Below are 22,734 nucleotides of genomic sequence, written 5' to 3'. Positions count from 1 at the left end.
TGAAAGACGATCTTCGCATTTTTCATTTTGAACCTATCACCAAAATTAGCCAGCTAATGCCATTAGCAGAATTTTCGGTTTCAGCTAATAAAATCAGGCTTCCAGCTAATGAAGCCCCATAAAGCACCTTTTGAACTCCGTTTTCCGGCTCTCTGCTAAAATTGGTAGCCGCTTTCCTGTAAATCCATGTAAATACAAAATAATTTGTGTAAATCTATTTTCCACATTCCTACCCAAAACCGTGTAAAACACTTTTCTCCATACATAGCGCGTTCACTCGCTGTTCTCTCGGAACAGAAAGAGGAACGCGCTTTTTTGTTTTCGGGCTGAACTTCCCGAATCCATCAAAGGAGGGTTTACCAATGAAAAAAGTTCTGACCGTCACGATGGACGGTATCCGCTACCATGCTTCCCGCCCGGCAGATTGCCGGCACTGCTTCTTCTGGAAGAACCGAAAGAAGGGCTGCGTTCTCGGCAAAGAGAACTGCTACTATCTGATCGAGCCGCCCAAAGGCCCCAGCAAGTGCGAAGGGTGCCCCTACAAGCGGGCAAAGCCCTGTGTGTTGGTTCCCTGCTACAAAGACCTGATGGCACCGCTGGAGAAACGAGGTGATGCCAAGTGAGCCACAAGCGAAACGAAGCTCTGCGCCATGTTCAGCACTCTATGCACCATGTGATCGCCGCTGGCGAAGGTTCCGACCGTGCCCCGGACAGCTGCAAGCTGTGCCCGTACTATCGACCCGATTTCAAGTTCCGCACCTGCCTGTATGCCCACTGCCCTTATAAGAAGCAGGTCAATGTATTCCGTTCCACACCTGAAAAATGGGATATTCTCTATGCCCGAAAAAAAGCCGACAAGAACCGCAGACCTTGATTACTTCTATGGGCAGTCCAGCGAGCTGTTCTCCTTCTACCGGATTCCCAAGCTGTTGTTTCAGGATAGCAACTTCCAACCGCTTTCCACAGATGCCAAAACCCTGTACGGTATCCTGCTGGACCGCATGAGCCTTTCAGCCCGGAATGGTTGGTTGGACAAAGCTGGGCGGGTGTTCATCATCTATACTGTGCAGGAGGTGCAGGATTCACTGGGCTGTGCCGATAAAAAGGCCACCAAGCTGCTGCGAGAACTGGAAGAGTACGGCCTGATTGAACGCAAACGGAGGGGGCTGGGCAAGCCCGATCTCATCTATGTAAAGAATTTTTCGTCAGAATCGTCAAAAACGCCCTACTTGAATCGTGATAATGACGATTCTGGAACCGTCCAGAATACGCTTCAAGATCCGGCCAAACTACGATGTAATAAGACTGAGAGAAATAATACAGAGGTAAGCGATACTGATCCTATCTATTCCGATGAAAACGACTGGATGAGCAAACGCGCCCAACTGGAAGAATATTTTTCTCAGTCTTTGGAGGTAGACCTTCTGCTCCGGCTCTGCCCGGACGATGAGGATACCATCTATCAGATCGTAGATTTGCTGGTGGACACCTGTGCCACCAACCGCAAGACGCTGCGCATTGCTGGGGACGATAAGCCCGCCGAGGTGGTACGCAGCCGGTTTATGAAGCTGAACGCCGACCATATTCGCTTTGTGCTGAAGTGCCTTGCAGAGAACAGCAGTCCGATCCGAAACATGAAACAGTATCTGCTTGCTTCTCTGTACAACGCACCCACCACGATGCAGCTTTCCTATCAAAACCAAACTAATCACGACTTAGCGATGCGGAGGTGATAAAAATTTCAAAGAAAGCAACCACAATAGCCATCGTCAACCAGAAAGGCGGCACCGGTAAGACCACCACCTGTGAAAATCTTGGCATCGGGCTGGCGATGGAGGGCAAGAAGGTCCTACTGGTGGACGCTGACCCGCAGGGGTCACTTACCATCAGCATGGGCTGGCAGCAGCCCGATGAACTGCCTACCACCCTTTCCACCCTGATGGCAAAAGCCATGAACGATCAGAGCATTCCGCCCGGTGAAGGCATCCTGCACCATGCAGAGGGCGTTGACCTGATTCCGGCAAACATTGAACTGGCAGGGCTGGAAGTTTCCCTTGTCAACTGCATGAACCGGGAAAAGATGCTGAAACAGGTGCTGGACAGTGCAAAGCACGACTATGATTTCATTCTGCTGGATTGTACCCCTTCCCTTGGGATGCTGACCGTCAATGCACTGGCAGCAGCAGACACCACCCTGATTCCCGTGCAAGCACAGTACCTTTCCGCAAAAGGTCTGGAACAGCTTTTGCAGACCGTGCAGAAGGTCCGGCGGCAGATCAACCCCAAGCTGAAAATCGAGGGCATCCTGCTGACTATGACCGACAGCCGCACCAACTACGGACAGCAGATTGACAACCTGATTCGAGGTGCTTACGGCAGCAAGATCAAGGTGTTCGACCAGACCATTCCCCGGTCTGTCCGTGCTGCGGAGATCAGCGCCGTAGGCAAGAGCATTTTCCAGCACGACCCCAAAGGCAAGGTGGCAGAAGCCTATAAATCTCTGACCGAGGAGGTGATGGCGAATGCCGAAAGGCAGCTTAAACGTGTCGCTGAAAGGGGCAGATGACATTTTCTCCACAGAAGAATCCCGACAGGAGCAGCAACGAGAGCAGGTGCAACAGATCCCCATTGGAGAGCTGTTCCCTTTCAAGAACCACCCCTTTAAGGTCTTGGATGATGAGTCCATGCAGCGCACGGTGGAAAGCGTAGAACAGTACGGCGTGCTTTCTCCGCTGATTGCCCGCCCTCGCCCGGAGGGTGGCTACGAGATCATCTCCGGGCACCGCCGTCAGCACGCTGCACAGCTTGCCGGGCTGGACACCCTGCCGGTTATTGTCCGTCAAATGGATGATGACGCCGCTGTTTTGCTCATGGTGGACAGCAATCTCCAACGTGAGAACATCTTGCCCAGCGAACGGGCTTTCGCTTACAAGATGAAGCTGGAAGCAATCGAGCGAACTGTTGGACGACCCAAAAATGTGGGACAAGTTGTCCCAGATTATTTCGGGAAACGCAGTACAGAGATTGTTGCTGAAGGAACAGGCGAAAGTTATAAGCAAGTCCAGCGTTTTATCCGCCTGACCAACCTCATCCCGGAACTGCTGGATATGGTAGACGAAAAGAAAATTGCTTTTAATCCCGCTGTGGAGTTGTCCTATCTGGACGAAAGCCAACAGCGGGATTTTTTAGAAGCGATGCAAGACACCCAGAATGCTCCATCCCTTTCCCAAGCGCAACGGCTCAAAAAGCTGGCACAGGAAGGGCACTTCTCGTATGATGTTGCCTTTGCTGTCATGGGAGAAGAAAAAAAGGACGAACTGGACAAAGTGGTCATCAAAAACGACACCCTGCGGAAGTATTTCCCGCGCAGCTTCACCCCGAAACAGATGGAGGACACCATCATCAAGCTGCTGGATCAGTGGCAGCGTAAACAGCAGCGGCAGAATGAACGCTGATACACCTTTTGAACGTAAGACCCGACCGGGTCTTTCTTTTTTGCAAAAATTAGGAGAAAAACACTATGAACACTACCATTGATCTCAAGACCGCAAAGACCATCGAAGCCATGAATCAGAAAATCAACCACATGGACACTGCCGTGACCGACTTCTTTAACAAGATGAGCGATGTGTTGGAGCGGCAGCTCGGCGATGATGAAGTTTACGCCGCTGTGATTGCCCCGGAGATCGAACTGACCATCACTCCGCTGGCGAACGTCCGCAGTTACCTGCCTTGCTTCGATGAAGCAGATTCCTGCTACAGCATCAGCGACGATGTGCCGCTGGCTCTCTGTTACGACCCTCGTCAGGTCATCACACTGGCTGGCAAGCGGTATCTGTCCGGTGCCGTTGTCTTTGTACGCTACGACACCGATGGCAATTTTGTTGCACTTACCACCGCCGACCTGTACCTGATCCAGTGCTATCTGGCCGAGAACAGTGTTCCTCTGATGGCTGGCCGCGAGAAAATGGTCTGCATCTGCATTGACTGAGAGGTGCAGTATGGATACTGAAATGACCTGCTATGCGAGTTTCGCAGAAGTCACGGAGGACTTTTACTGTTCCGCCGTTGATGTTTTGAAGATTCTGGTTCTCCGTCTGCACGACTACCATGCTCGTTGCTTCCATTCTCTGCGGGATTCTCTGTACGACTATTTTTCTACCGATGCCGCACCGCATACTCATGCCAATGTTTCCACTAAGCATACCGTCACCGCGTCTTGCGCTCCCCGTCCTCCCTGAGAGGATTCTTCTCACAGTTCAGTCAATGCAGGAGGTTCGCTATGAATTATATTTATTCGTTTATCATTTTTGAAGCTGGTGCCTTTTTTGGCTTCTTTGTGGCAGCTCTGTTGAACGCCGCCCGTGCTGGGCAGGAAATCACTATCAAATTCGAGGTGGAAGATAATGGAGCAGAACGAGAACACTCTGTCGGTGCTGAAAATTGCACCGGGACAGTATCCGCAGCAGGTCGAGATCGATAACGACCTGAAAGCCTTGCAGCAGGCGGTGGGCGGCTCTATCGGCGCAAGCTACCCCTTTGCTGATGACCCGATTGCCATCGTTTATAACGATGACGGCAAGCTTATGGGTCTGCCGCTGAACCGGGCCTTATGGGACGAGGACGGGCTGATGTACGATGTTATTGCCGGAACCTTTCTGGTGGTAGGTCTGGGCGAGGAAGATTTTGTATCGCTCTCCCCGGAGCTGGCGCAGAAGTATGAAGAAGAATTCCATCAACCCGAAGCCTTTCTCCCTCTGGGGCGTCGCCTGATGGTCATTCCGGTTCCGGATGAATCAGTTCAGAGTGATGCAGAAAAGGCTGTGAGTAAGCCCCCGGTGGAACATGACCGTTAAGGCGATTTTCTGCACAGGAGGTGGTAACGATGCAGGAAGAAATCGAGCATAAGACGGTCAACCTTGCCATCTCGACCACAAAACTGTCTGCCCGCACCCTGCTGCGTGGGATGCAGTTTCTGCTGCGGCAGTACGACAAGCACGCTTCGCAGGGCAAGCAGTCCATGAAGCGGCTGGTACGGCAGAACCGTGGCGTGACCAATGTGGAGATCCAGAAAACTGGCATCAAGGATTTTGACCGCTATGCTAAGCGGTATCACATCGACTACTCCATCCAGAAAGACCTGTCCTGCACGCCGCCCCGGTATCTGATCTACTTCAAGGCACAGGACACGGACGCTTTGAGCGCAGCATTCAAGGAATATTCGGCATCGGTGCTGGATAAAACCAAGCGTCCATCCGTGCTGGCAAAGCTGCACGATTTGGCGCAGTCCGTTGCGAGCCTGCCGGACAAGGTGCGGAACAAGCAGGAGGAACGCAGCTTATGAGCAAAAAGAAGCTCTCTAAGCTGCTGGCGCTCTATCTGCCCTATGTGGTAATTGGCTTGCTGGCAACCAATCTGGGCGAGGCGTGGCGGCTGGCCGTGGGCAAGGAACTGGGCGATAAAATCGTATCGCTGATGGATACGCTCCCGGCTGCATTTGCCAATCCACTGCCCAGTCTGCACCCGTTTGACCTGTTCATTGGTCTGTGCTGCGGCACTGGAATGCGGCTGGCGGTCTACCTGAAAGGCAAAAACGCCAAGAAGTACCGCCATGGCATGGAGTACGGCTCTGCCCGGTGGGGCGGACCCAAAGATATCGAGCCGTTTATGGCTCCGAAGTTTGAGGACAATATCATCCTCACCAAAACAGAACGCCTGATGATGTCCAACCGCCCACCGGACCCCAAGAACGCCCGGAACAAAAATGTGCTGGTAGTCGGCGGCTCCGGCAGCGGTAAGACAAGGTTCTTTATCAAGCCGAATCTGCTGCAATGTGATTCCAAGAATTTTCCGGTATCATTCGTGGTTACAGATCCGAAAGGTAGTATCGGCGTGGAATGTGGAGAAGCCCTGTTAAAGCACGGCTACAAGCTAAAATTCTTCAACACCATCAACTTTTCCAAGAGTATGCGCTATAACCCCATGGCGTACATCCACAGTGAAAAGGATGTTCTGAAACTCGTGACCGCACTGATGACCAACACCAAAGGTGAAGGTCAGGGCGGCGACCCTTTCTGGGACAAGGCTGAACGGCTTTTGCTGGTTTCACTGATCGCGTACCTCCACTACGAAGCCCCTGTCGAGGAGCAAAACTTCGCAACGCTGTTGGAAATGCTCAACACCATGCAGGTCTCGGAAGATGATGAAACTTACCAGAATCCGGTAGACCTGTTGTTTGAGGATCTGGGCAAGAAAAAGCCCAATTCCTTCGCTGTGCGCCAGTACAAGCTCTATAAATTAGCTGCCGGCAAGACGGCCCGTTCGATACTGATCTCCTGCGGTGCCCGGATGGCACCTTTCGACATTCAGGAAGTCCGGGATGCCACCATGTACGATGAGCTGGAGCTGGACAAGCTGGGCGACCGGAAAACGGCATTGTTCCTGATTATGAGTGATACCGACAGTACCTTCAACTTCTTGATCTCCATGATCTACACGCAGCTTTTCAATCTGCTCTGCGATAAGGCAGATGACCAATACGGCGGCAAACTGCCCGTCCATGTGCGGTGCTTGATTGACGAATGTGCCAACATCGGTCAAATTCCGCAGCTGGAAAAACTGGTGGCTACCATCCGCAGCCGTGAGATCTCGGCGTGTCTGGTCTTACAGACCCGCAGCCAGTTGAAAGCCATCTACAAGGACAACGCCGACACCATTGTCGGCAATATGGATTCGCAGATCTTTCTCGGCGGCAGCGAGCCTACCACCCTGAAAGATCTTGCCGAAGCACTCGGCAAGGAAACCATCGACAGCTACAACAATTCTGATACCCGTGGCAATAGCCCAAGCTATGGCACCAACTATCAAAAACTCGGCCACGAACTTATGAGCCGGGATGAACTGGCGGTGCTGGATGGCGGCAAGTGCATCCTGCAGCTTCGTGGTGTGCGCCCATTTTTGAGCGACAAGTACGACCTGACCCAGCACCCGAACTACAAGTACACCTCCGATTATGACCCCAAGAACGCACTCGATATCGAGAAGTTCTTGAAACGAAAAGAAAAAATCCACCCGGATGATACCTTCATCATGGTGGATGCCGATTCACTCCCGCCCGCCTGATAAGACGAGCGGTTATTTTTTACCCATTGACCCAACAGGTACACCGGAAAATCGGCCTTCGCCGTGGCTTTCGGCTTTTTGCAAACGGATTTCAGGTGTGTGCAGGGTCACTTTTTCAAAACAAAGGAGATTTTTCTATGGAATTCTTTAACAGCGCAGTGGACGTTCTGAAGACTCTGGTTGTGGCATTGGGTGCCGGTCTGGGCGTGTGGGGTGCCGTCAACCTGATGGAGGGTTACGGCGGCGATAACCCCTCCGCAAAAAGTCAGGGTATGAAGCAACTCATGGCTGGCGGCGGTGTTGCCCTGATTGGCATCACCCTGATCCCCCTGCTGAGCGGTCTGTTCGGCTAATCTTTTCCGGGCGGCGTCTGCCGCCCCGTACATATTTACTTGCAAGTGTTTCCAGCCCCTCCGTGGCAAACGGATTCTTATTACAAGAGGAAACGCATTGCAAATCGAATATTCACCTTTATTCTGAAAGGACGGTGCTATTATGCAGATTCTGACTCACCTTATTTTTCTGCTCAACCTGCTCAAGACCCTTATCAACCATTTTTCTTGATGGGTGGTGGCGCTGAGTGGAAACAGTTCTCAAAGCGATCTCAGATTGGATCAAGTCGCTGCTGACAGCGGCGATCATGTCCAATCTTTCCGGCTTGTTTGATGATGTGAACACCCAAGTGGGCAACATCGCACAACAGGTCGGCACCAAACCATCCAGTTTTGAACCGAGAGTTTTTGCCATGATTGAAGCCCTCTCTCGAAATGTGGTGCTGCCCATTGCAGGCGTGATTCTGACCTTCATCGCCTGTTATGAGTTGATCGAGATGATCACACAGCACAACAACATGGCACAATTTGAGCCTGCGCTACTGATGAAATGGATCTTCAAAACTGCCATTTCGGTTTGGATGATCTCCAACACTTTCGACATCATCATGGCGGTGTTCGACGTGACGCAGCAGGTGGTGGCAAATTCCAGCGGCATCATCAGCGGCAACACAAGGGTCAACGATATCGGCTTGTCGATGCTGCAATCCAGCATGATGCAGATGGACGTAGGACCCCTGTTCGGGCTGTTCTTGCAGTCCTTCTTCATCGGTATCACCATGCGCATCCTGTCCATCGTGATTTTCGTCATCGTCTACGGAAGAATGATTGAGATCTACATGATGGTCAGTCTGGCTCCGGTGCCCATGGCAACATGGGGCAACCATGAGCAATCCCATGTTGGACAGAACTATCTTCGTTCTCTGTTCGCGCTGGGATTTCAAGGTTTCCTGATCCTGATCTGCGTGGCGATCTACGCTGTTCTGCTCCAGAATGTTGCAATATCCGGGGATGCCATCAACTCGATCTGGAGCATCGTGGGGTATACCGTGCTGCTCTGCTTCTCGCTGTTCAAGACCAGCTCTGTCGCCAAAACTCTGCTGGGTGCCCATTGATTCGGAGGTGAAATTTTGGCAGCTTATATTTCCGTGCCGCGCGATTTCAGCAAGGTGAAGTCCAAAGTAGCCTTCAACCTGACCGCCCGGCAGCTCGTCTGTTTTGGTGCAGCGGCAGTCGTAGGCGTGCCGCTGTTCTTTGTTCTGCGGGACACCGCTGGCAATTCCGGTGCTACCCTCGGCATGATGTCGGTGATGCTGCCCATGTTTTTTCTGGCCATGTACCAGAAGAACGGTCAGCCCGCCGAAAAGATCCTGCGGTACTACCTTCAGGCGCGTTTTATTCGTCCGAAGGTGCGTCCGTACCAGACCCGCAATTACTATGCACTGCTTATGAAGGGAGATGACACCCATGATTCCGTTTCTGAAAAAGAATAAAGACGGCAAAAAGCCGCCCAAGCCCACAGTGCCCCGCACGGCACAGGAGAGCATTCCGTTCCAGCGGATGTTTGAGGACGGCACCTGCCGTGTCCGTCCCGGCTACTACACCCGCACCATCCAGTATCAGGATATCAACTATCAGTTGGCGCAGCAGGAGGACAAGACCGCCATCTTTGAGGAATGGTGCTCTTTTCTCAACTTTTTCGACAGCTCTATCCACTTTGAACTGTCTTTCGTGAATACCGCCACCGATTCGGCAGACTTCGAGAAGTCCATCCGCATCCCGTACCAGCAGGATGGCTTTGATGATGTGCGAGCCGAGTACAGCCAGATGTTGCGGCAGCAGCTTTCCAAGGGAAACAACGGCCTGACGAAAACGAAGTTTCTGACCTACGGCATCGAGGGCGACAGCATGGCGCAGGTCAAACCTCGGTTGGAGCACATCCAGAACGACCTGATGAACAACTTTCACAGGTTGGGCGTTCTGGCAAAGCCGTTGGACGGTACGGAGCGTCTGCGGCTGATGCACGGGATGCTGAACATGGATGGAGCCAACAAGTTCCACTTCAACTGGAAAGACCTTGTGCCCAGTGGTCTGTCCGTAAAGGATGCCATTGCCCCCACTGCGCTGGCGTTTAAGAACAGCCGCACCTTTCAGATGGGCGGCATCTTCGGAGCGGTCAGCTTTCTGAATATCACGGCTTCTGACCTGAGCGACCAGTTGCTGAAGGATTTTCTGGACATGGATTCCAGCCAGATCGTTACCATGCACATCCAGTCCGTTGACCAGAACAAGGCCATCAAAACCATCAAGCACACCATCACCGAACTCGACCGCAGCAAGATCGAGGAGCAGAAAAAAGCTGTCCGCGCCGGATACGACATGGACGTGCTGCCGTCTGATTTGGCGACTTACGGCAGGGATGCCAAGGCACTTTTGAAGGAGCTTCAGAGCCAGAATGAGCGGATGTTCCTTGTCACTTTTCTGGTGTTGAACACCGGAAAGACCGAACAGGAACTGGAAACCAACGTGTTTCAGGCGGTCAGCATTGCGCAGAAGCACAACTGCGAATTATGCCGCCTTGATTTTCAGCAGGAGCAGGGGCTGATGAGCAGCCTGCCACTGGCAGACTGTCAGATTGAGATCCAGCGTGGTCTGACCACCAGCAGCACGGCGATTTTTGTGCCGTTTACCACACAGGAACTGTTCGACAACGGCAAAGAAAGCTTGTATTATGGCTTGAATGCTTTGTCCAACAATCTGATTATGGTTGACCGCAAAAAGCTGAAGAACCCCAACGGTCTGATTCTGGGCACCCCCGGCTCCGGCAAGTCGTTCAGCGCAAAGCGTGAAATTTGCAATGCATTCCTCGTGACAGACGATGATATTATCATCTGCGACCCGGAAGCAGAGTACGCTCCGCTGGTGGAGCGTCTGCATGGGCAGGTCATCCACATCAGCCCTGCCAGCACCCAGTATATCAACCCGATGGACATCAACAGCAACTATTCGGAAGAGGATAACCCGCTGGCTTTGAAAGCCGATTTTGTACTGTCCCTGTGCGAACTGGTGGTGGGCGGCAAGGAGGGCTTGCAGCCAGTGGAAAAGACGGTCATTGACCGCTGCGTCCATGTGATCTATCGCAAGTATTTCGAGAATCCCACCCCGGAAAATATGCCGCTGTTGGAAGATCTGTACAACGCCCTGCTGACGCAAGATGAACCGGAAGCCCGCCATGTGGCGGCTGCGCTGGAAATCTACGTCAAGGGCAGTCTGAACATTTTCAACCACCACACCAACGTGGATATCAATAACCGCATCGTCTGTTTTGACATCAAACAGCTTGGCAAACAGCTGAAAAAACTCGGTATGCTCATCGTGCAGGATGCTGTGTGGGGGCGTGTCACCGCCAACCGTAGTGCCGGAAAATCCACCCGGTACTATGCAGACGAGTTCCACCTTTTGCTGAAAGAGGAGCAAACTGCGGCATACAGCGTTGAAATTTGGAAGCGTTTTCGTAAGTGGGGTGGCATCCCGACAGCCCTGACGCAGAACGTCAAAGACCTGTTGGCAAGCCCCGAAGTATCGAACATTTTCGAGAACTCGGACTTCGTTTATATGCTCAATCAAGCGAACGGAGACCGGCAGATTTTGGCGAAGCAGCTGAACATTTCGCCCCATCAGCTTTCCTACGTCACTCACTCCGGTGAGGGCGAAGGGCTGCTGTTCTTCGGCAACGTGATCCTGCCCTTTGTTGACCACTTCCCGAAAGACCTTGAACTCTACCGCATCCTTACGACCCGCCTTTCCGAAGTTGCGGAGGCGCAAAAGCATGAGTGAGAAACAGCCGAAGCTGAAATTCGAGGAGGAAAAGGAGCGCACGGCTACGCGCTCCCCTCCGAAAAAGTCTAAAGTGGAGCAGTCGGTGCCCAAAAAGCAGAAACTGAAACAGGATGCAGACAAAGCTGCGGAGAAATCCCAGCATCTGCGTTTTGGCAAAGCCGAGATAACCCCGGATGAAGCATCCCGCATGACAAAGCAGCAGAAACGTGCTATGTATGCCGCTGCTGCCGCCCGGTCTGCGGCACATCGAGAGATTGATCAGTACGAGGACGACAATGTGGGCACGCAGGCTTTAAGCGAGGGCGAAAAAGCTGCCGAGACTACCCACGATATTTCCAAGAGCCGTTACGCCAGAAAGCTGAAAAAGAAAGCCAAGATGCAGGGCAAGAAGGGTGCCAAAACCGCAAAATCTTCCGTGCAGAAGCCGCCTGCGGCACAAGATGCAGGCGCATCCGGCACCGGCGAGGGCGGCTCCAACTGGCTCTCCCGATGGCGGCAGAAACAGGACATTCGGCAAAGTTACTATGCCGCCGCCCATTCGGGCACAGCGGCGCAGACCGCAGGCGGCAAAGCGGCATCCAACGGTGCATCTGCCACCCGATCCGGCGTGGAGCAGGTCATCGACAAAGGAAGATCGGTGGTCAGCACCGCAGTCAACGGCATTGCCAATTTTGCAAAAAGCAACGCGCACGTTCTTTTGATCGTGGGCGTTTTTCTTTTGCTCTTGCTGCTGGTCATGTCGGCATTTTCGTCCTGTTCCATTCTGTTTTCCGGCACCACGCAGGTATCCGGTCAGACCATTTACACCGCAGAGGACCGGGACATCCGGGGAGCCGAAACCGACTACAAGAAGCTGGAAAAGGAACTGGATAAGAAAATCAAACGCACCCCCGCCGACCACCCCGGCTATGACGAATACCGATACCATCTGGATGCTATTGAACATGATCCTTGGCAGCTCACTTCGTTCCTGACTACTCTTTATGACGACTACACCCGCAGCGAGGTACAGGCAAAACTCAAGGAGACGTTTGCCAAGCAATACAAGCTGACCACATGGGTGGAAGTCCAGACCCGGTACCGCACGGTAGTGATGATCGACATTTTTACTGGCATCCCCTACACCGTGCAAGTCCCCTATGAGTATCGAATTTTTCACACAAAGCTGGTGAATAAAGGGCTGGAGGTCGTTATCCGGGAGGAACTGGACAACGACCAGTGGAAACGCTATGAGATCTTTCAGGATACGTTGGGTGGTCGGCCATATCTGTTCAAAGGTGGACTGCCGCCCGGTGGCTCCGATGGCTCTGGCGCGCCGGGCATTGATTATCAGGTTCCAGCGGAAGCCTTGACGGATGAGGAATTTGCCGCCATCTACAAGGAAGCCCAAAAGTATGTGGGTACGCCCTATGTGTGGGGCGGCTCTACCCCGGAAACTGGCTTTGACTGTTCAGGCTACGTTTGTTGGGTCTACAACCAGAACGGCTACGATGTGGGACGCACCACCGCCAACGGCCTGTGGAACAAGAGCCAGCACATCAGCGAAGCCGAAGCAAAGCCCGGTGACCTTGTTTTCTTCGAGGGAACGTATGATACTCCGGGAAAAAGTCATGTGGGCATCTACCTTGGAAACGGGATGATGGTGTCCGCCGGCGACCCCATCAAGTACGCAAACATTCACTCGTCCTACTGGCAGAAATATCTGTCCGGTTTCGGGCGGCTCTCAAAATGATTGGAGGAAAACATGAGCGAAAAACTCGATAAGCTGCGCGCTTCTCTGGAAAAGGAAAGGGAGCGTCGCATTAAGATCAACACTCGCATTGAAAGCCTTGAACGACGGATTCAGGAAGCAGAAGCTGCCGAGGTGAATGAGATGGTGCGCACCGCCAAGGTTACGCCGGAACAGCTTGCCGCCCTGCTGCGCCAGTCTGCAACTTCCACTCCGACCCCGGCTGCGTTGTCCGCAGTCGGTGCTACGTTCAACAAGGAGGAATCTGATAATGAAGATGATGAATAAGTTCTGTGCTCTGATGTTGTCGGTGGCACTGTGCGCTGGCATGGCGGCTCCTGCTTTTGCCTATGGCGGTGAGCCTACGGAGGAAGTGGAACAGCCTGTCCTGACTTCTACCACCGATGAAGAAGATGTAGTCACCGTGACCGATGAGGAAACCGGTGCTCTGACCCCGGAGGGCAACCTGACACTGGTGGACGATTACCACATCAATTATTCCGATGGCAGTGGTCAGCAGTTCATTACGCTGGTGTCGAAGTCCGGCAACACATTCTATCTGGTCATTGACAGGAATAGTAAAGGGGCGCAGACCGTCCATTTTATGAACCTTGTGGATGAAGCCGACCTGTTGGCTCTGATGGAGGAAGAAGATGCGGACGCTTATACCGCCGAAAAGGAAGCGGCGGCGCAGGCTGAACAGGACAGGCTGAAAGCCGAGGAAGAAGCCAAGAAAGCCGCAGAAGAAGCGGCGGCATCCGGCACGGAACAGCTCAAGGAAAACAAGGTCACAAAGATCGCATCCGGCTTTCTGGGTGTGGTCGTGCTGATTGCACTGGCGGCAGGCGGCGGTTATCTCTATATCAAGATGAAGGGCGTAAAGCCTGCGTCCAAGAAAAATCAGCCGGACCCGGATGCGGATTATCACGATGAGGATGAAGATACGCTCCAGCTGCCGGAGGATGATGGTGACGAGGACGAAGAAGTGGATGTCAACGAGGATTATGAAGCGGAATCGGACGATGAACCTGTCTGATTAACGCAGCGTTGACCGGTGGGGCGGCTGAAAAGCCGTCCCCTTTACATAGCCAAATGGTTGGTGGGTGAACTGTTTTGAGCTATGAAGCTATGGACTCTGTAGGCGATATCTGATAAAATAGAAAGTAAGAACAGCTCAACAACTCGGAATTTTACCATCCAGCATCTCTCAAAAATAATAGGCATATTTTCATATAGTGTTGATTAAATGTCTATAAGTGCTCATATTCTGCGCATTTTGATCTGCATTTATTCATATCTATAAATCATCAAATACGTATTTATATTGGTATCTGGATTTTCGCCCTTCACACCCGTTCTCGTACGATCATGAGTGCATACCCCAGCAGGTTCGTTCCGTGCCACTTTTTCACGTCGAGTCGATCTGGGTCCTTCATCGATAAGCCGATGCCCCAGATGTGGTCCTTGACGGCGCACTCTGCGAGGATGGCGTCGCCGGTGGATTTGAGCTGAGCCTTCAGGTCTTCGTTCTGCTCAAACTTTGCGAGGAGGCCTTCGTAGACGAGGATCTGGCGCATGCCGTTCCATCTGCTTTCATCATAGTTTGAAACCTGGCGGCCCAGTTCCTTGATGCGGCCGACGTCATCGGTTTTCAGGATTTCTGCGGCGACCTTCTCGTCCCGAAAGCAGCGCGCCTTCTGGTACATCATGTACTGCTCCATGGATGAAAACCGGATGCCGTCCTTTTCGAAATCCGACCGATACCAGTTACTCAAATATCCGTATTCCTCATCCGGGTTGTGAAAGCCGATGATCTGCTTTGTATTCATAATCCGTTCCTCCTGTCTATATGCTGCAGATGGTTTTCTGCACTATGATCATAGCACTGTTCTACGACAAAATTTTTCACATCATACGCCTGATTTCGGCTGTCTTTATATAAATCCGTACTTTTTTCCCAGGTTCTCGGCTACCTGGGCGCCGGTTTTGCACTTTCCATCTGCGATATCCTGTCTCGCCTCCGAAAGCTGACTCAGCATCTCCTATTTACGGATGTTCTGGTAGTACCGGACCGGTTTCCCGTGCTCTTCGGCGTACTGGATTTCCGAGCGGGTGCTGTCACCGATGTAGCCGCCGACGTTGATGACGTAGATTTCGTCAGCCATGTCGATTTTCCGTTTGTGCATGTCGTCGAGCATTTCCTTCGTTTTCGAGAGGGTTCCTTCGTCCATGCCGTCCCAGACTTCCTGATCGCCGGCGTGGCCGAAGAGCCCGACGCTGATGACGATATAACCCGCAAGCGTCAGCCGCTTCTGGGCATCCATGAACTGCTCTTTGAAGCGGGTGCTGCCACAGAGCGTGACTACTTTATATTTTCCTACCATCTATCTTTCTCCATACTTCGCTCAGCAGTTCTTCCACTGCCTGTTCAACACGTTCATCTGTATCATCTTTTAATGTCAGAGCCAGCGAGAGCGCGTCAACGCTATGTCCAGTAGCTAAAATCCGAGGATCGTATCTCCACATTTCTACCGCCACCTGAGTCTTCGAATCCTGAAGTCTGTTTGTCATAACGTTTTTCCATTGAGATATTTTATCTGTCGCATAGCACTCGACGGCTGGTGCGCTCAGCATCGAATATTCTGCCAGTGCCGAATATCCGCTTACCAGCATATCCGCCCCAATATACTCCTTCGGAACATAGACCGTTCGCTTTACCGGATTCAACAGAGTCTCTTCCGCTTTCTGAAACAGCACTTCCGGCGGATCTTCGGACAGCAGAATTTTCTGCACACCAGCTTTCTTTATCTGCAACAGCCCCATCTCCTCCAGCTGTCTCGATGCTCTCGATATAGACGTAGCTGTCAGCTTTAAATCCTTCGCTGCCTGGCTCGACGGCAGTTCTTTCGTGCCGCCGTAAATAAAATGCAATAAAAGCAGCTGCGCCGACGGAAGCAGATCTTCTCTTGGCTGCTTCTCCGCATCGCACCGCTCCTGCAAATACACGCTCATAAACGGCAGATAGATTTGTTTTCCATCTACGATAAACGGGATCTTTTCACGAAGCAGATATTCCTTTTGACGATAACTGAGTTCGTTTAGCACCAGCACGACAGGCAGGTTCTCTTTTTTCTGTATACGGGCAATATGCTTTTTCAGCACTTCGATCTGCTCCAACTCTGTCTTTGGATAAAGAAAAATCACTTTCTGTCCATCCATGGATACCTTCTGTAAACGATACCTTACAGCTATATAATTGGGCAGATGGTCAAACTCTGCGCGCTGAACTGTCGCTTTAATTCCCAGAACTTTATAGAGATATTCCATATGTTCTCCTTCTATTTAACTCTATTTTTGTATTATAACTTGTTTTAAGTTAAGTTTCGATATTAAAGTTAAGATAATTCAAAAAAATCATCAGGAAGCGGAAATATCATAAGAATAATTTAACACCATGGCACCTTCTTTTTCCTCTCAGATTTCCGTGCTCTGCCACTTTTATGAGCGTTCTTTTCAGTATTTTGCCACTTTCATGAGGGAATAATCCGTGCTTCATTACACTTTCATGAGCGAATTTATGCTGTAATATGACATTTTCATGAGGGAATTGGTGCTTCGATGCGACGTGAGGAGGTAGTGGGCGGAGGCATGGGCGCGATAAAGGCAACGAGTGCGAATGGGTGGACGCGACGTGAGAAGGTGGAGGGTGCGGACGCGTGGGCGCGGAGTGAGCAGGCGGAGGGCCGAGACATTGGCCCGGGAAAAGTGAGCAGAAATATACGAGTGTCAACGGGAGGGTTTTATGGTACAACTAGAAGTAGTTTTTTGATGGAGGTGCCTATGGAGCCGAAGGTCAGTATCATCGTGCCGGTGTATAACGCGGAGAAGAGTCTCGCGCGCTGTGTGGACAGTATTCTGAATCAGGAGTTTCGGGATTTCGAGCTGATCCTCATGGATGATGGAAGTAAGGATCGGTCCGGGGAGATCTGCGACGGATATGCGCGGGCGGATGCGCGCGTGGTGGTCGTGCATAAGGAGAATACGGGGGTGTCGGATACGCGAAACCAGGCGATCGCGCGGGCGCGGGGTACGTTTCTGCAGTTCGTGGACAGTGATGACTGGCTGACGGCGGATGCGACGAAGCTGATGGTGCGGGCGGCCGAGGAGACGGGCTGCGACATGGTGATCGCGGATTTCTATCGTGTCGTCGGAGAGATGGTGTCGCGGAAGGGGGATATCGACGCGGACCAGGTGATCGGGCGTGAAGCGTTCGTTGGCTTCATGATGGAGAACCCGGCGGACTACTACTATGGGGTGCTGTGGAATAAGCTGTACCGGCGCTCGCTTGTGGAGGCGCACGGGATCCGGATGGATGCGAAGCTCAGCTGGTGCGAGGATTTTCTGTTTAATCTCGAGTATGTGCGCTATGCGACGACGTTCTATGCGCTGCGGACGCCGGTCTACTATTATGTGAAGACGAAGGGTTCGCTGGTGAATCAGAAGATCAGCTTCGCGCGGACGGTGGAGATGAAACTCGCGATGTTCGAGTGCTACAACGACTTCTTCAAGCATGTGCTGGATGAGGATGCGTATGAGCGGAAGCGGCTGCAGGTCTATCATTTTCTAGTGGATGCGGCGAAGGATGGTTTCGTGTTCCCGGCGACGATTCCGGGGACGCAGAAGCTCGGTGAGGAGCGGAGCCAGGCGCTGCAGGAGGTGATTTCGGAGGATGGGATCATCGTGGAGAAGTACCGCGACCGGAAGCTGCTCGAGCGCTATCTCGAGTCGGTGGCGCTGAAGTATGATATGACGCTGGCGGAGCTGTCGCTGCTGCTGTATCGGAAGGACGCGGGAAAGGCGCTCACTCGAGGGGCTGAAGCGCAGATGCCTGCGCGGGAAGATGCCGTGGAGGCGACTGATCGAAAGGATGCCGGAAAGGCGCTGAGCCGGAAGGATCTCGCGGAGCTGATGCATATGAGCCGCGGGGATCTGCGCGCCGCGCTGCAGAAGCTGGTCTCACGCGGGATGCTCGAAGTGGTCGACGTGCCGAGGAAACGACGTGAAGCGGCGGAAATAGCCGAGGCGACCGGTCTTTTCGGAAAGCGTGGCGAGGCACAGGATGCAGACGCGAACGGAATGACGAAGAAAAAACGCGAGCCGCGGATGATTCGTCTCGAGCTGCTGCCGGCGTCGGATGCGGTGCTGCAGGATATCGCGGCCGCGGAGCGTGACTACGAGCAGGCGAAGTTCCGGGGATTTACCGAGGACGAGCTCCGGCAGTATACAGCGCTCGAGCGGCGTGTGCAGGAGAACGAAAAGCAGATACTGCAGAAGTGAGGATGGGCAGACGAACACCATCAGCGATGCCTGGCGATGAGTCAGCGAGGGGCAGAATGCGTTGCGGCGAGGCACAACGCATGCGCGGAGTGATGATGTGGAGGGCCGAAACATGGGCACAAGCGAGTAGGAGGCGGTGACTAGCCGCCGTCCTCTCACACCACCGTGCGTACCGTTCGGTACACGGCGGTTTCAACAGTTGACGTGCATAGACTGATAAGCTGTGGCAAGATCATAAAAGCCCCAGTTTGTAGACCTAAAACAGAATACCGTTCCTTACATAGCAGTCATGCGCTTCGGTGCCTGGCTGCTAATTTTTTTGCGAAAGGAGCAGTATCGAATGAAGCTTGTATTAGCGGAAAAGCCCTCGGTTGCCATGAGTCTCTCGAAAGTGATCGGGGCAGATCAGCGCGGGGACGGTTATATGGAGGGCAATGGCTACCTTGTCAGTTGGTGTGTGGGGCATCTGGTGGAACTTTCCCAGCCGGAAGCCTATGATGAAAAGTATGCAAAGTGGAAGTATGATGATCTTCCGATTTTGCCGGAACATTGGCAGTATCAGGTGTCCGCCAGCACGAAAAAGCAGTTCGGAATCCTGAAAAAGCTCATGCAGCGGAAAGATGTGGAGAGTCTGATCTGTGCAACCGATGCAGGACAGTGCGGTTGGGTGACTTAAGAGAAAGGAAAAAGAGACCTCATCTCGTTGAAAATCAAATCCAAAAATCATTTAAGGAGCAATTCAAATGAAACGAAATCAGTATTTCGACCATAATCACTCTCAAAAAGCGCTTTCCTGCCGCTACAACATGGACACCAACCGGGTGGAAGCCCAATTTAATGATGGCACTATCGTCAATTTCGCATTATTGTAATAACAGATTGCTTCTTCCATGAATGGTAATATTATCATCAAACTTTTGGAAGAACTATAAATGTCCGAGGTGCCTTTGATTTCGACAGAAAAACAGGCTGAATTGTTACAAAGCTCGGACATTTCAAAAGAATTTTTTGAAAAATACTAAAGAAGCGGAGCAGCTAAAATCTGCTCCGCTTCGATATGATTGATCTAAGGATGTTTTGCTATTTGATTAAACTCACTCTGTCAACCGCAATCGCTCCACAACTGGAAGGTTAACGTCAGTTTTGTAGACCCATATAGGCACAATAAGGCAGATTAGCAACACCAGTCCAGACACCAGCACCAGTGGGATAAATGGATAGGAGAAAACAGCATAATAGGCCACTTTACTAAAAATCATATATAGCAAGATGAAGATTGCTGTTCCAATGGTGACTGCAAGGGAAAGGGAAACGCCCCAATAATAGAAACCTTCCATAAATAGCATTCGTTTGATTTGTCGCTTTGTCATTCCAATGCTTTCAAGAACAGCTAATTCATAGCGCCGAGTATTTACATTGACAACCATTGTATTGACAAAGTTCATGACACCAACAAGCAGCAGGATCACGGACAACCCTGTTCCTAAAACCTTTGCTGTAATGAGATATTCCTGCATTTCTTCTCGCCGTTCATATCGGGATATAATATCAATGTTAGCTTGTGATGCGGTGATTTGCTTTAATTCTTGCAGTATACTTTCGTCATGTTGACCATCCGTATCAAAGGCCACGCGGAACACTCTATATTGCGGAAAGAGTTCTTTCAAAGCTGTTTGACTAATATACAAATCAGGAGCCGTCCCTCTCTCATTGCCTCCTCCTGCTCGAAACCCTTCATTCAAATAACCGTTCGCTACAATAAAGGAATGCTGTCCGTTCTGCGTCTGGATTGTTATTTCCTGCCCTGGCTGAATAAGGCCTTCTACTGTTTTGGACAGCAGCACAACCTTTCCTTGTTCAAAGGCAGACGTGTCAATAGGCAAGTTTAAGGTTTTATTGATTTCTTCCAAATATGCACTGTCAATTCCAAAAACCCCGCTAAAAAAGTTTTGCTGATAATTTTCTAATTTTGCCGGATCAGAAAAATCAATGCCGTTTACTCCGTCTAATGACGCAAGAAACTCGTGAAATACAGCATCGTCATATACAACATCTGCTGCTACTTGAGGATAAGGTGCATAGGTCAACCTCAAATTCTCAATGCCGTCAAGCTGACCAATCTCTGAAACCATTTCGCTGGAAATTAAATCTTCTCTTTCGTGGATACTATATGTGAGTGCAAAATCGCTTACTCCCCATTGGCTCACATAATTCTCCGGGCTTAAACCATGTAATAGCCCTGTGACGACAAGGAACAAGGAAAGGCCGAAAAAAAGCGATGCAAAAACAAGGGTTGTACTCTTAGCATTACGAAAGACATTGTTCCATGCCATTCTGGACAACTTCATTTTGCTACAATTTCTGGCGCTGCTCTTTGTGCTGGCTGCTGTATATTGGAGTGCTGCTATTGGTGAAACACTTCCGGCAATTTTGGCGGGCTTCATGCTTGCAATCATAACGGTAATGAACGTAAATATGGCCGCTCCTATGAAAATAAACGGCGAAAAAGATACTTTTGTTCCCACATCAGAATTTGTTGAATACATCATATTCAGGAAGTAAGGAACAATGCCAAAGGAAACAACCGCACCAAGTAACAGACCAATCGGAATACCAATACAAGAGATTCTGATTGCCTGCTTATAGATAATTCTTTTTATCTGCCTTTGGGTCGTTCCAATCGTTTTAAGACGGCCATAGAATTGCACATCTTTTACGACAGAGACATAAAGAATATTATAAATCAGCAGATAGCCGCTAAAGGATATAAAAACTGCTAAAATTATTACAGCTAAAATAATAGTTCCACCATTTGCCTGTTCTAATGGTGCAATTTCAAATGTTTGCCCTTCTGTAAAGTCAATCTCACGCCGCAATCTTTCACAGTTTTTGTCAGCATTATCATTGCCTTGAAAACGGATCATTGCCGTAACACTATTATCCAGTGATACATTTAAGCTATCCTTAAAAGCGGATGAAACATAAACATAACCACGATTATTTGTGCGCATTGGAATGTAGTCCGTATAGTAGCCCGACAGCAAAAAGGTGTCTGAGACATAATTATAGCTATCGCCAATTTGGTACGACAACACAATCTCCATCCCTATTTGCGGATCAGAAATGCCCATCTGTTCAAGCACCCATGTAGGTAGCATAATTTCGTTTTTACTTGATGGGTAATTTCCTACAACACCTGATATAGTAGGAAGACGGTGGTGTTCCCACTCGGTATCATCTATCCAAACTATACCTAATCTCGCATTTTGCAGTTGCTCTGTATCAACACTGCCTAAACGCTGCTGTATACCTACGTCAAGGACAAGGTTTGATTTTGAAATGTCAACCAACTGATTTTCTGTTACATTTGTGATTCCGACATCAGCGGTAGTTCCCATTAACCGAATTTGTTGCATTTGGTAGGTTTCAAAGTAACTAAAACCAATACTGAATGTCGCAGTTATCATAAATGCAGTTAGCACAAGAGCAATGATTGCAAATAAATTACGCTGCCGTTCATGGTGCAAACTGCGCTTTGCCAGTTTCTTTTCAATGTTACTGGTATCATTTTCAAAAGGCCATGTCATAGTCTGCCACCCCTACTTATTCCACAATTTTGCCGTCCTCAATGCGGACAATCCGATCTGCAAGACGGGCAATATCGTTGTTGTGGGTAATCATCACAACGGTTTGCCGGAACTCCGCACTGGTGCGCTTGATAAGCCCCAGCACCTCAGTGCTGGTCTTGCTGTCAAGATTGCCGGTCGGTTCGTCCGCCAGCACGATAGCCGGTTTGGTAATCAAGGCGCGGGCGATAGCCACACGCTGCTGCTGTCCGCCGGATAGATTGTTCGGCATATTTTTCAGTTTATCTTCCAGCCCCAGTAGGTGAACAATTTCGTCCAAAAACTTCTGATCCACCGTGTCCCCGTCCAACTCCACCGGCAGGACAATGTTCTCATACACATTCAGGATGGGAACAAGGTTATAGTTCTGGAAGATAAAGCCGATGTTGCGGCGGCGAAAGATGGTAAGCTGCTCGTCGTTCTTCTTTGCCAGTTCTTCGCCTCGGACAATCACGGTTCCGCTGGTGGGAGTGTCCAACCCGCCCATCATGTGAAGCAGGGTGGACTTGCCGCTACCAGAGGTTCCCACAACAGCCACAAACTCGCCGTCCTCCACGGAGAAATTTACGCCGTCAAGGGCGCGGGTAATGTTCGGTTCTGTACCGTAATACTTTTTCAGGTCAATCGTCTGTAAAACGCTCATATTCAAAACTCCTTTCAAGGCTTCCTACCTGTTGATGAGTGTATTGTAAAACCCAAATGTCCGCGAAATGTTACAGCGGCTAAAAAAATTCATTGAAAATTGAGG

General features: G+C 50.9%; 25 protein-coding genes and 1 pseudogene. 20 read left to right on the top strand and 6 right to left on the bottom strand.

Annotation, left to right across the window (positions count from 1 at the left end):
* The first annotated feature begins 362 nt into the window (after positions 1–362).
* The 11 genes from ACKXGA_RS14365 to ACKXGA_RS14315 all read left to right on the top strand — a co-directional run bounded on the left by ACKXGA_RS14365 (position 363) and on the right by ACKXGA_RS14315 (position 7,475).
* The gene (locus ACKXGA_RS14365) at positions 363–623 is read left to right on the top strand and encodes a hypothetical protein (protein ID WP_005945283.1); all 261 of its coding nucleotides are present in this window, start codon (positions 363–365) and stop codon (positions 621–623) included.
* Positions 620–874 carry a hypothetical protein gene (locus ACKXGA_RS14360; RefSeq protein ID WP_005924919.1) on the top strand — a complete coding sequence of 85 codons (255 nt, stop codon included), beginning with the start codon at positions 620–622 and terminating at the stop codon, positions 872–874. The genes ACKXGA_RS14365 and ACKXGA_RS14360 overlap by 4 nt, the downstream gene beginning before the upstream one ends.
* Complete coding sequence (locus ACKXGA_RS14355; protein ID WP_423729750.1) at positions 837–1,733, top strand: DUF6017 domain-containing protein; 897 nt, start codon at positions 837–839, stop codon at positions 1,731–1,733. Before ACKXGA_RS14360 ends, ACKXGA_RS14355 begins: the two co-directional genes overlap by 38 nt.
* A complete protein-coding gene (locus ACKXGA_RS14350; protein ID WP_097770932.1) occupies positions 1,733–2,566 on the top strand; it encodes a ParA family protein in 834 nt (277 codons plus the stop codon). The genes ACKXGA_RS14355 and ACKXGA_RS14350 overlap by 1 nt, the downstream gene beginning before the upstream one ends.
* On the top strand, positions 2,523–3,455 hold the full coding sequence (locus tag ACKXGA_RS14345) for a ParB/RepB/Spo0J family partition protein (protein ID WP_242889535.1): 933 nt from the start codon (positions 2,523–2,525) through the stop codon (positions 3,453–3,455). Before ACKXGA_RS14350 ends, ACKXGA_RS14345 begins: the two co-directional genes overlap by 44 nt.
* 65 nt (positions 3,456–3,520) lie before the next feature.
* Positions 3,521–3,991, top strand: coding sequence for a hypothetical protein (locus ACKXGA_RS14340; RefSeq protein WP_227611650.1), 471 nt, complete (start codon positions 3,521–3,523; stop codon positions 3,989–3,991).
* Between the two features lie 291 nt (positions 3,992–4,282).
* The gene (locus ACKXGA_RS14335; RefSeq protein WP_423729749.1) at positions 4,283–4,483 is read left to right on the top strand and encodes a hypothetical protein; all 201 of its coding nucleotides are present in this window, start codon (positions 4,283–4,285) and stop codon (positions 4,481–4,483) included.
* Complete coding sequence (locus ACKXGA_RS14330; RefSeq protein ID WP_097779484.1) at positions 4,407–4,856, top strand: DUF3846 domain-containing protein; 450 nt, start codon at positions 4,407–4,409, stop codon at positions 4,854–4,856. The genes ACKXGA_RS14335 and ACKXGA_RS14330 overlap by 77 nt, the downstream gene beginning before the upstream one ends.
* A gap of 29 nt (positions 4,857–4,885) precedes the next feature.
* Positions 4,886–5,344, top strand: a complete 459-nt coding sequence (locus ACKXGA_RS14325; protein WP_097779483.1) for a PcfB family protein — start codon at positions 4,886–4,888, stop codon at positions 5,342–5,344.
* Positions 5,341–7,122, top strand: a complete 1,782-nt coding sequence (locus tag ACKXGA_RS14320) for a VirD4-like conjugal transfer protein, CD1115 family (protein WP_423729748.1) — start codon at positions 5,341–5,343, stop codon at positions 7,120–7,122. The genes ACKXGA_RS14325 and ACKXGA_RS14320 overlap by 4 nt, the downstream gene beginning before the upstream one ends.
* A 137-nt stretch (positions 7,123–7,259) precedes the next feature.
* A complete protein-coding gene (locus tag ACKXGA_RS14315) occupies positions 7,260–7,475 on the top strand; it encodes a Maff2 family mobile element protein (protein WP_015565185.1) in 216 nt (71 codons plus the stop codon).
* A gap of 118 nt (positions 7,476–7,593) precedes the next feature.
* Here ACKXGA_RS14315 and ACKXGA_RS14310 read toward each other — a convergent pair whose 3' ends face one another.
* Complete coding sequence (locus ACKXGA_RS14310) at positions 7,594–7,869, bottom strand: hypothetical protein (RefSeq protein ID WP_348802371.1); 276 nt, start codon at positions 7,867–7,869, stop codon at positions 7,594–7,596.
* On the opposite strand from ACKXGA_RS14310, the gene ACKXGA_RS14305 reads away from it, so the two are divergent.
* From ACKXGA_RS14305 to ACKXGA_RS14280, 6 genes are read left to right on the top strand one after another with little or no spacing between them, the layout of a single operon-like run.
* Positions 7,763–8,569, top strand: coding sequence for a VirB6/TrbL-like conjugal transfer protein, CD1112 family (locus ACKXGA_RS14305; RefSeq protein WP_349936142.1), 807 nt, complete (start codon positions 7,763–7,765; stop codon positions 8,567–8,569). The two genes, ACKXGA_RS14310 and ACKXGA_RS14305, sit on opposite strands and share 107 nt — an antisense overlap.
* Before the next feature lie 15 nt (positions 8,570–8,584).
* Positions 8,585–8,947, top strand: a complete 363-nt coding sequence (locus tag ACKXGA_RS14300) for a PrgI family protein (protein WP_181573324.1) — start codon at positions 8,585–8,587, stop codon at positions 8,945–8,947.
* Positions 8,922–11,291 carry a VirB4-like conjugal transfer ATPase, CD1110 family gene (locus ACKXGA_RS14295; protein WP_348817180.1) on the top strand — a complete coding sequence of 790 codons (2,370 nt, stop codon included), beginning with the start codon at positions 8,922–8,924 and terminating at the stop codon, positions 11,289–11,291. Before ACKXGA_RS14300 ends, ACKXGA_RS14295 begins: the two co-directional genes overlap by 26 nt.
* Entirely contained in the window at positions 11,284–13,026 is a 1,743-nt protein-coding gene (locus ACKXGA_RS14290; protein WP_423729747.1) for a C40 family peptidase, read from the top strand. Before ACKXGA_RS14295 ends, ACKXGA_RS14290 begins: the two co-directional genes overlap by 8 nt.
* Positions 13,027–13,038: 12 nt before the next feature.
* The gene (locus tag ACKXGA_RS14285; RefSeq protein ID WP_015536499.1) at positions 13,039–13,311 is read left to right on the top strand and encodes a DUF4315 family protein; all 273 of its coding nucleotides are present in this window, start codon (positions 13,039–13,041) and stop codon (positions 13,309–13,311) included.
* Complete coding sequence (locus ACKXGA_RS14280; RefSeq protein ID WP_423729746.1) at positions 13,295–14,059, top strand: DUF4366 domain-containing protein; 765 nt, start codon at positions 13,295–13,297, stop codon at positions 14,057–14,059. Before ACKXGA_RS14285 ends, ACKXGA_RS14280 begins: the two co-directional genes overlap by 17 nt.
* 310 nt (positions 14,060–14,369) lie before the next feature.
* Here the strand turns inward: ACKXGA_RS14280 and ACKXGA_RS14275 are convergent, their stop codons facing one another.
* The 3 genes from ACKXGA_RS14275 to ACKXGA_RS14265 form a co-directional block, all read right to left on the bottom strand.
* Positions 14,370–14,852, bottom strand: a complete 483-nt coding sequence (locus ACKXGA_RS14275; protein ID WP_112116541.1) for an NADAR family protein — start codon at positions 14,850–14,852, stop codon at positions 14,370–14,372.
* A 213-nt stretch (positions 14,853–15,065) separates the two neighbouring features.
* Entirely contained in the window at positions 15,066–15,407 is a 342-nt protein-coding gene (locus ACKXGA_RS14270) for a hypothetical protein (protein ID WP_186850374.1), read from the bottom strand.
* A complete protein-coding gene (locus ACKXGA_RS14265) occupies positions 15,391–16,350 on the bottom strand; it encodes a MarR family transcriptional regulator (protein ID WP_112116545.1) in 960 nt (319 codons plus the stop codon). Before ACKXGA_RS14265 ends, ACKXGA_RS14270 begins: the two co-directional genes overlap by 17 nt.
* Before the next feature lie 513 nt (positions 16,351–16,863).
* Between ACKXGA_RS14265 and ACKXGA_RS14260 the strand changes: the two genes are divergently transcribed.
* The 3 genes and pseudogenes from ACKXGA_RS14260 (at position 16,864) to ACKXGA_RS14250 (ending at position 19,232) form a co-directional block, all read left to right on the top strand.
* Positions 16,864–18,360: a glycosyltransferase gene (locus ACKXGA_RS14260; protein WP_342760537.1), complete on the top strand. Its 1,497-nt coding sequence runs from the start codon at positions 16,864–16,866 to the stop codon at positions 18,358–18,360.
* Positions 18,361–18,700: 340 nt separating this feature from the next.
* Positions 18,701–19,024 (top strand): annotated as a pseudogene (locus ACKXGA_RS14255) (toprim domain-containing protein); the annotation flags it as partial.
* Positions 19,025–19,103: 79 nt separating this feature from the next.
* Positions 19,104–19,232, top strand: coding sequence for a DUF6061 family protein (locus tag ACKXGA_RS14250; RefSeq protein WP_227612017.1), 129 nt, complete (start codon positions 19,104–19,106; stop codon positions 19,230–19,232).
* Positions 19,233–19,454: 222 nt separating this feature from the next.
* Here ACKXGA_RS14250 and ACKXGA_RS14245 read toward each other — a convergent pair whose 3' ends face one another.
* Together ACKXGA_RS14245 and ACKXGA_RS14240 are read right to left on the bottom strand one after the other, a co-directional pair.
* Complete coding sequence (locus ACKXGA_RS14245; protein ID WP_423729745.1) at positions 19,455–21,947, bottom strand: ABC transporter permease; 2,493 nt, start codon at positions 21,945–21,947, stop codon at positions 19,455–19,457.
* Between the two features lie 16 nt (positions 21,948–21,963).
* On the bottom strand, positions 21,964–22,629 hold the full coding sequence (locus ACKXGA_RS14240; RefSeq protein WP_015536575.1) for an ABC transporter ATP-binding protein: 666 nt from the start codon (positions 22,627–22,629) through the stop codon (positions 21,964–21,966).
* Positions 22,630–22,734 lie beyond the last annotated feature (105 nt).

This window comes from Faecalibacterium hominis (ex Afrizal et al. 2022) (genome assembly GCF_049545105.1).
Lineage (GTDB): Bacteria > Bacillota > Clostridia > Oscillospirales > Ruminococcaceae > Faecalibacterium > Faecalibacterium duncaniae.
Note: the sequence above shows the minus strand (reverse complement) of the source record. Positions and strands in the feature narration are given on the sequence as shown.

Coding starts and splice junctions, on each gene's coding strand:
- ACKXGA_RS14290 (WP_423729747.1), top strand. CDS start 11,284: ATGAGTGAGAAACAGCCGAAGCTGAAATTCGAGGAGGAAAAGGAGCGC.
- ACKXGA_RS14270 (WP_186850374.1), bottom strand. CDS start 15,407: ATGGTAGGAAAATATAAAGTAGTCACGCTCTGTGGCAGCACCCGCTTC.
- ACKXGA_RS14240 (WP_015536575.1), bottom strand. CDS start 22,629: ATGAGCGTTTTACAGACGATTGACCTGAAAAAGTATTACGGTACAGAA.
- ACKXGA_RS14250 (WP_227612017.1), top strand. CDS start 19,104: ATGAAACGAAATCAGTATTTCGACCATAATCACTCTCAAAAAGCGCTT.
- ACKXGA_RS14355 (WP_423729750.1), top strand. CDS start 837: ATGCCCGAAAAAAAGCCGACAAGAACCGCAGACCTTGATTACTTCTAT.
- ACKXGA_RS14305 (WP_349936142.1), top strand. CDS start 7,763: ATGTCCAATCTTTCCGGCTTGTTTGATGATGTGAACACCCAAGTGGGC.
- ACKXGA_RS14295 (WP_348817180.1), top strand. CDS start 8,922: ATGATTCCGTTTCTGAAAAAGAATAAAGACGGCAAAAAGCCGCCCAAG.
- ACKXGA_RS14325 (WP_097779483.1), top strand. CDS start 4,886: ATGCAGGAAGAAATCGAGCATAAGACGGTCAACCTTGCCATCTCGACC.
- ACKXGA_RS14260 (WP_342760537.1), top strand. CDS start 16,864: ATGGAGCCGAAGGTCAGTATCATCGTGCCGGTGTATAACGCGGAGAAG.
- ACKXGA_RS14330 (WP_097779484.1), top strand. CDS start 4,407: ATGGAGCAGAACGAGAACACTCTGTCGGTGCTGAAAATTGCACCGGGA.
- ACKXGA_RS14310 (WP_348802371.1), bottom strand. CDS start 7,869: ATGGCAAAAACTCTCGGTTCAAAACTGGATGGTTTGGTGCCGACCTGT.
- ACKXGA_RS14245 (WP_423729745.1), bottom strand. CDS start 21,947: ATGACATGGCCTTTTGAAAATGATACCAGTAACATTGAAAAGAAACTG.
- ACKXGA_RS14285 (WP_015536499.1), top strand. CDS start 13,039: ATGAGCGAAAAACTCGATAAGCTGCGCGCTTCTCTGGAAAAGGAAAGG.
- ACKXGA_RS14315 (WP_015565185.1), top strand. CDS start 7,260: ATGGAATTCTTTAACAGCGCAGTGGACGTTCTGAAGACTCTGGTTGTG.
- ACKXGA_RS14335 (WP_423729749.1), top strand. CDS start 4,283: ATGAATTATATTTATTCGTTTATCATTTTTGAAGCTGGTGCCTTTTTT.
- ACKXGA_RS14320 (WP_423729748.1), top strand. CDS start 5,341: ATGAGCAAAAAGAAGCTCTCTAAGCTGCTGGCGCTCTATCTGCCCTAT.
- ACKXGA_RS14275 (WP_112116541.1), bottom strand. CDS start 14,852: ATGAATACAAAGCAGATCATCGGCTTTCACAACCCGGATGAGGAATAC.
- ACKXGA_RS14340 (WP_227611650.1), top strand. CDS start 3,521: ATGAACACTACCATTGATCTCAAGACCGCAAAGACCATCGAAGCCATG.
- ACKXGA_RS14345 (WP_242889535.1), top strand. CDS start 2,523: ATGCCGAAAGGCAGCTTAAACGTGTCGCTGAAAGGGGCAGATGACATT.
- ACKXGA_RS14365 (WP_005945283.1), top strand. CDS start 363: ATGAAAAAAGTTCTGACCGTCACGATGGACGGTATCCGCTACCATGCT.
- ACKXGA_RS14265 (WP_112116545.1), bottom strand. CDS start 16,350: ATGGAATATCTCTATAAAGTTCTGGGAATTAAAGCGACAGTTCAGCGC.
- ACKXGA_RS14280 (WP_423729746.1), top strand. CDS start 13,295: ATGAAGATGATGAATAAGTTCTGTGCTCTGATGTTGTCGGTGGCACTG.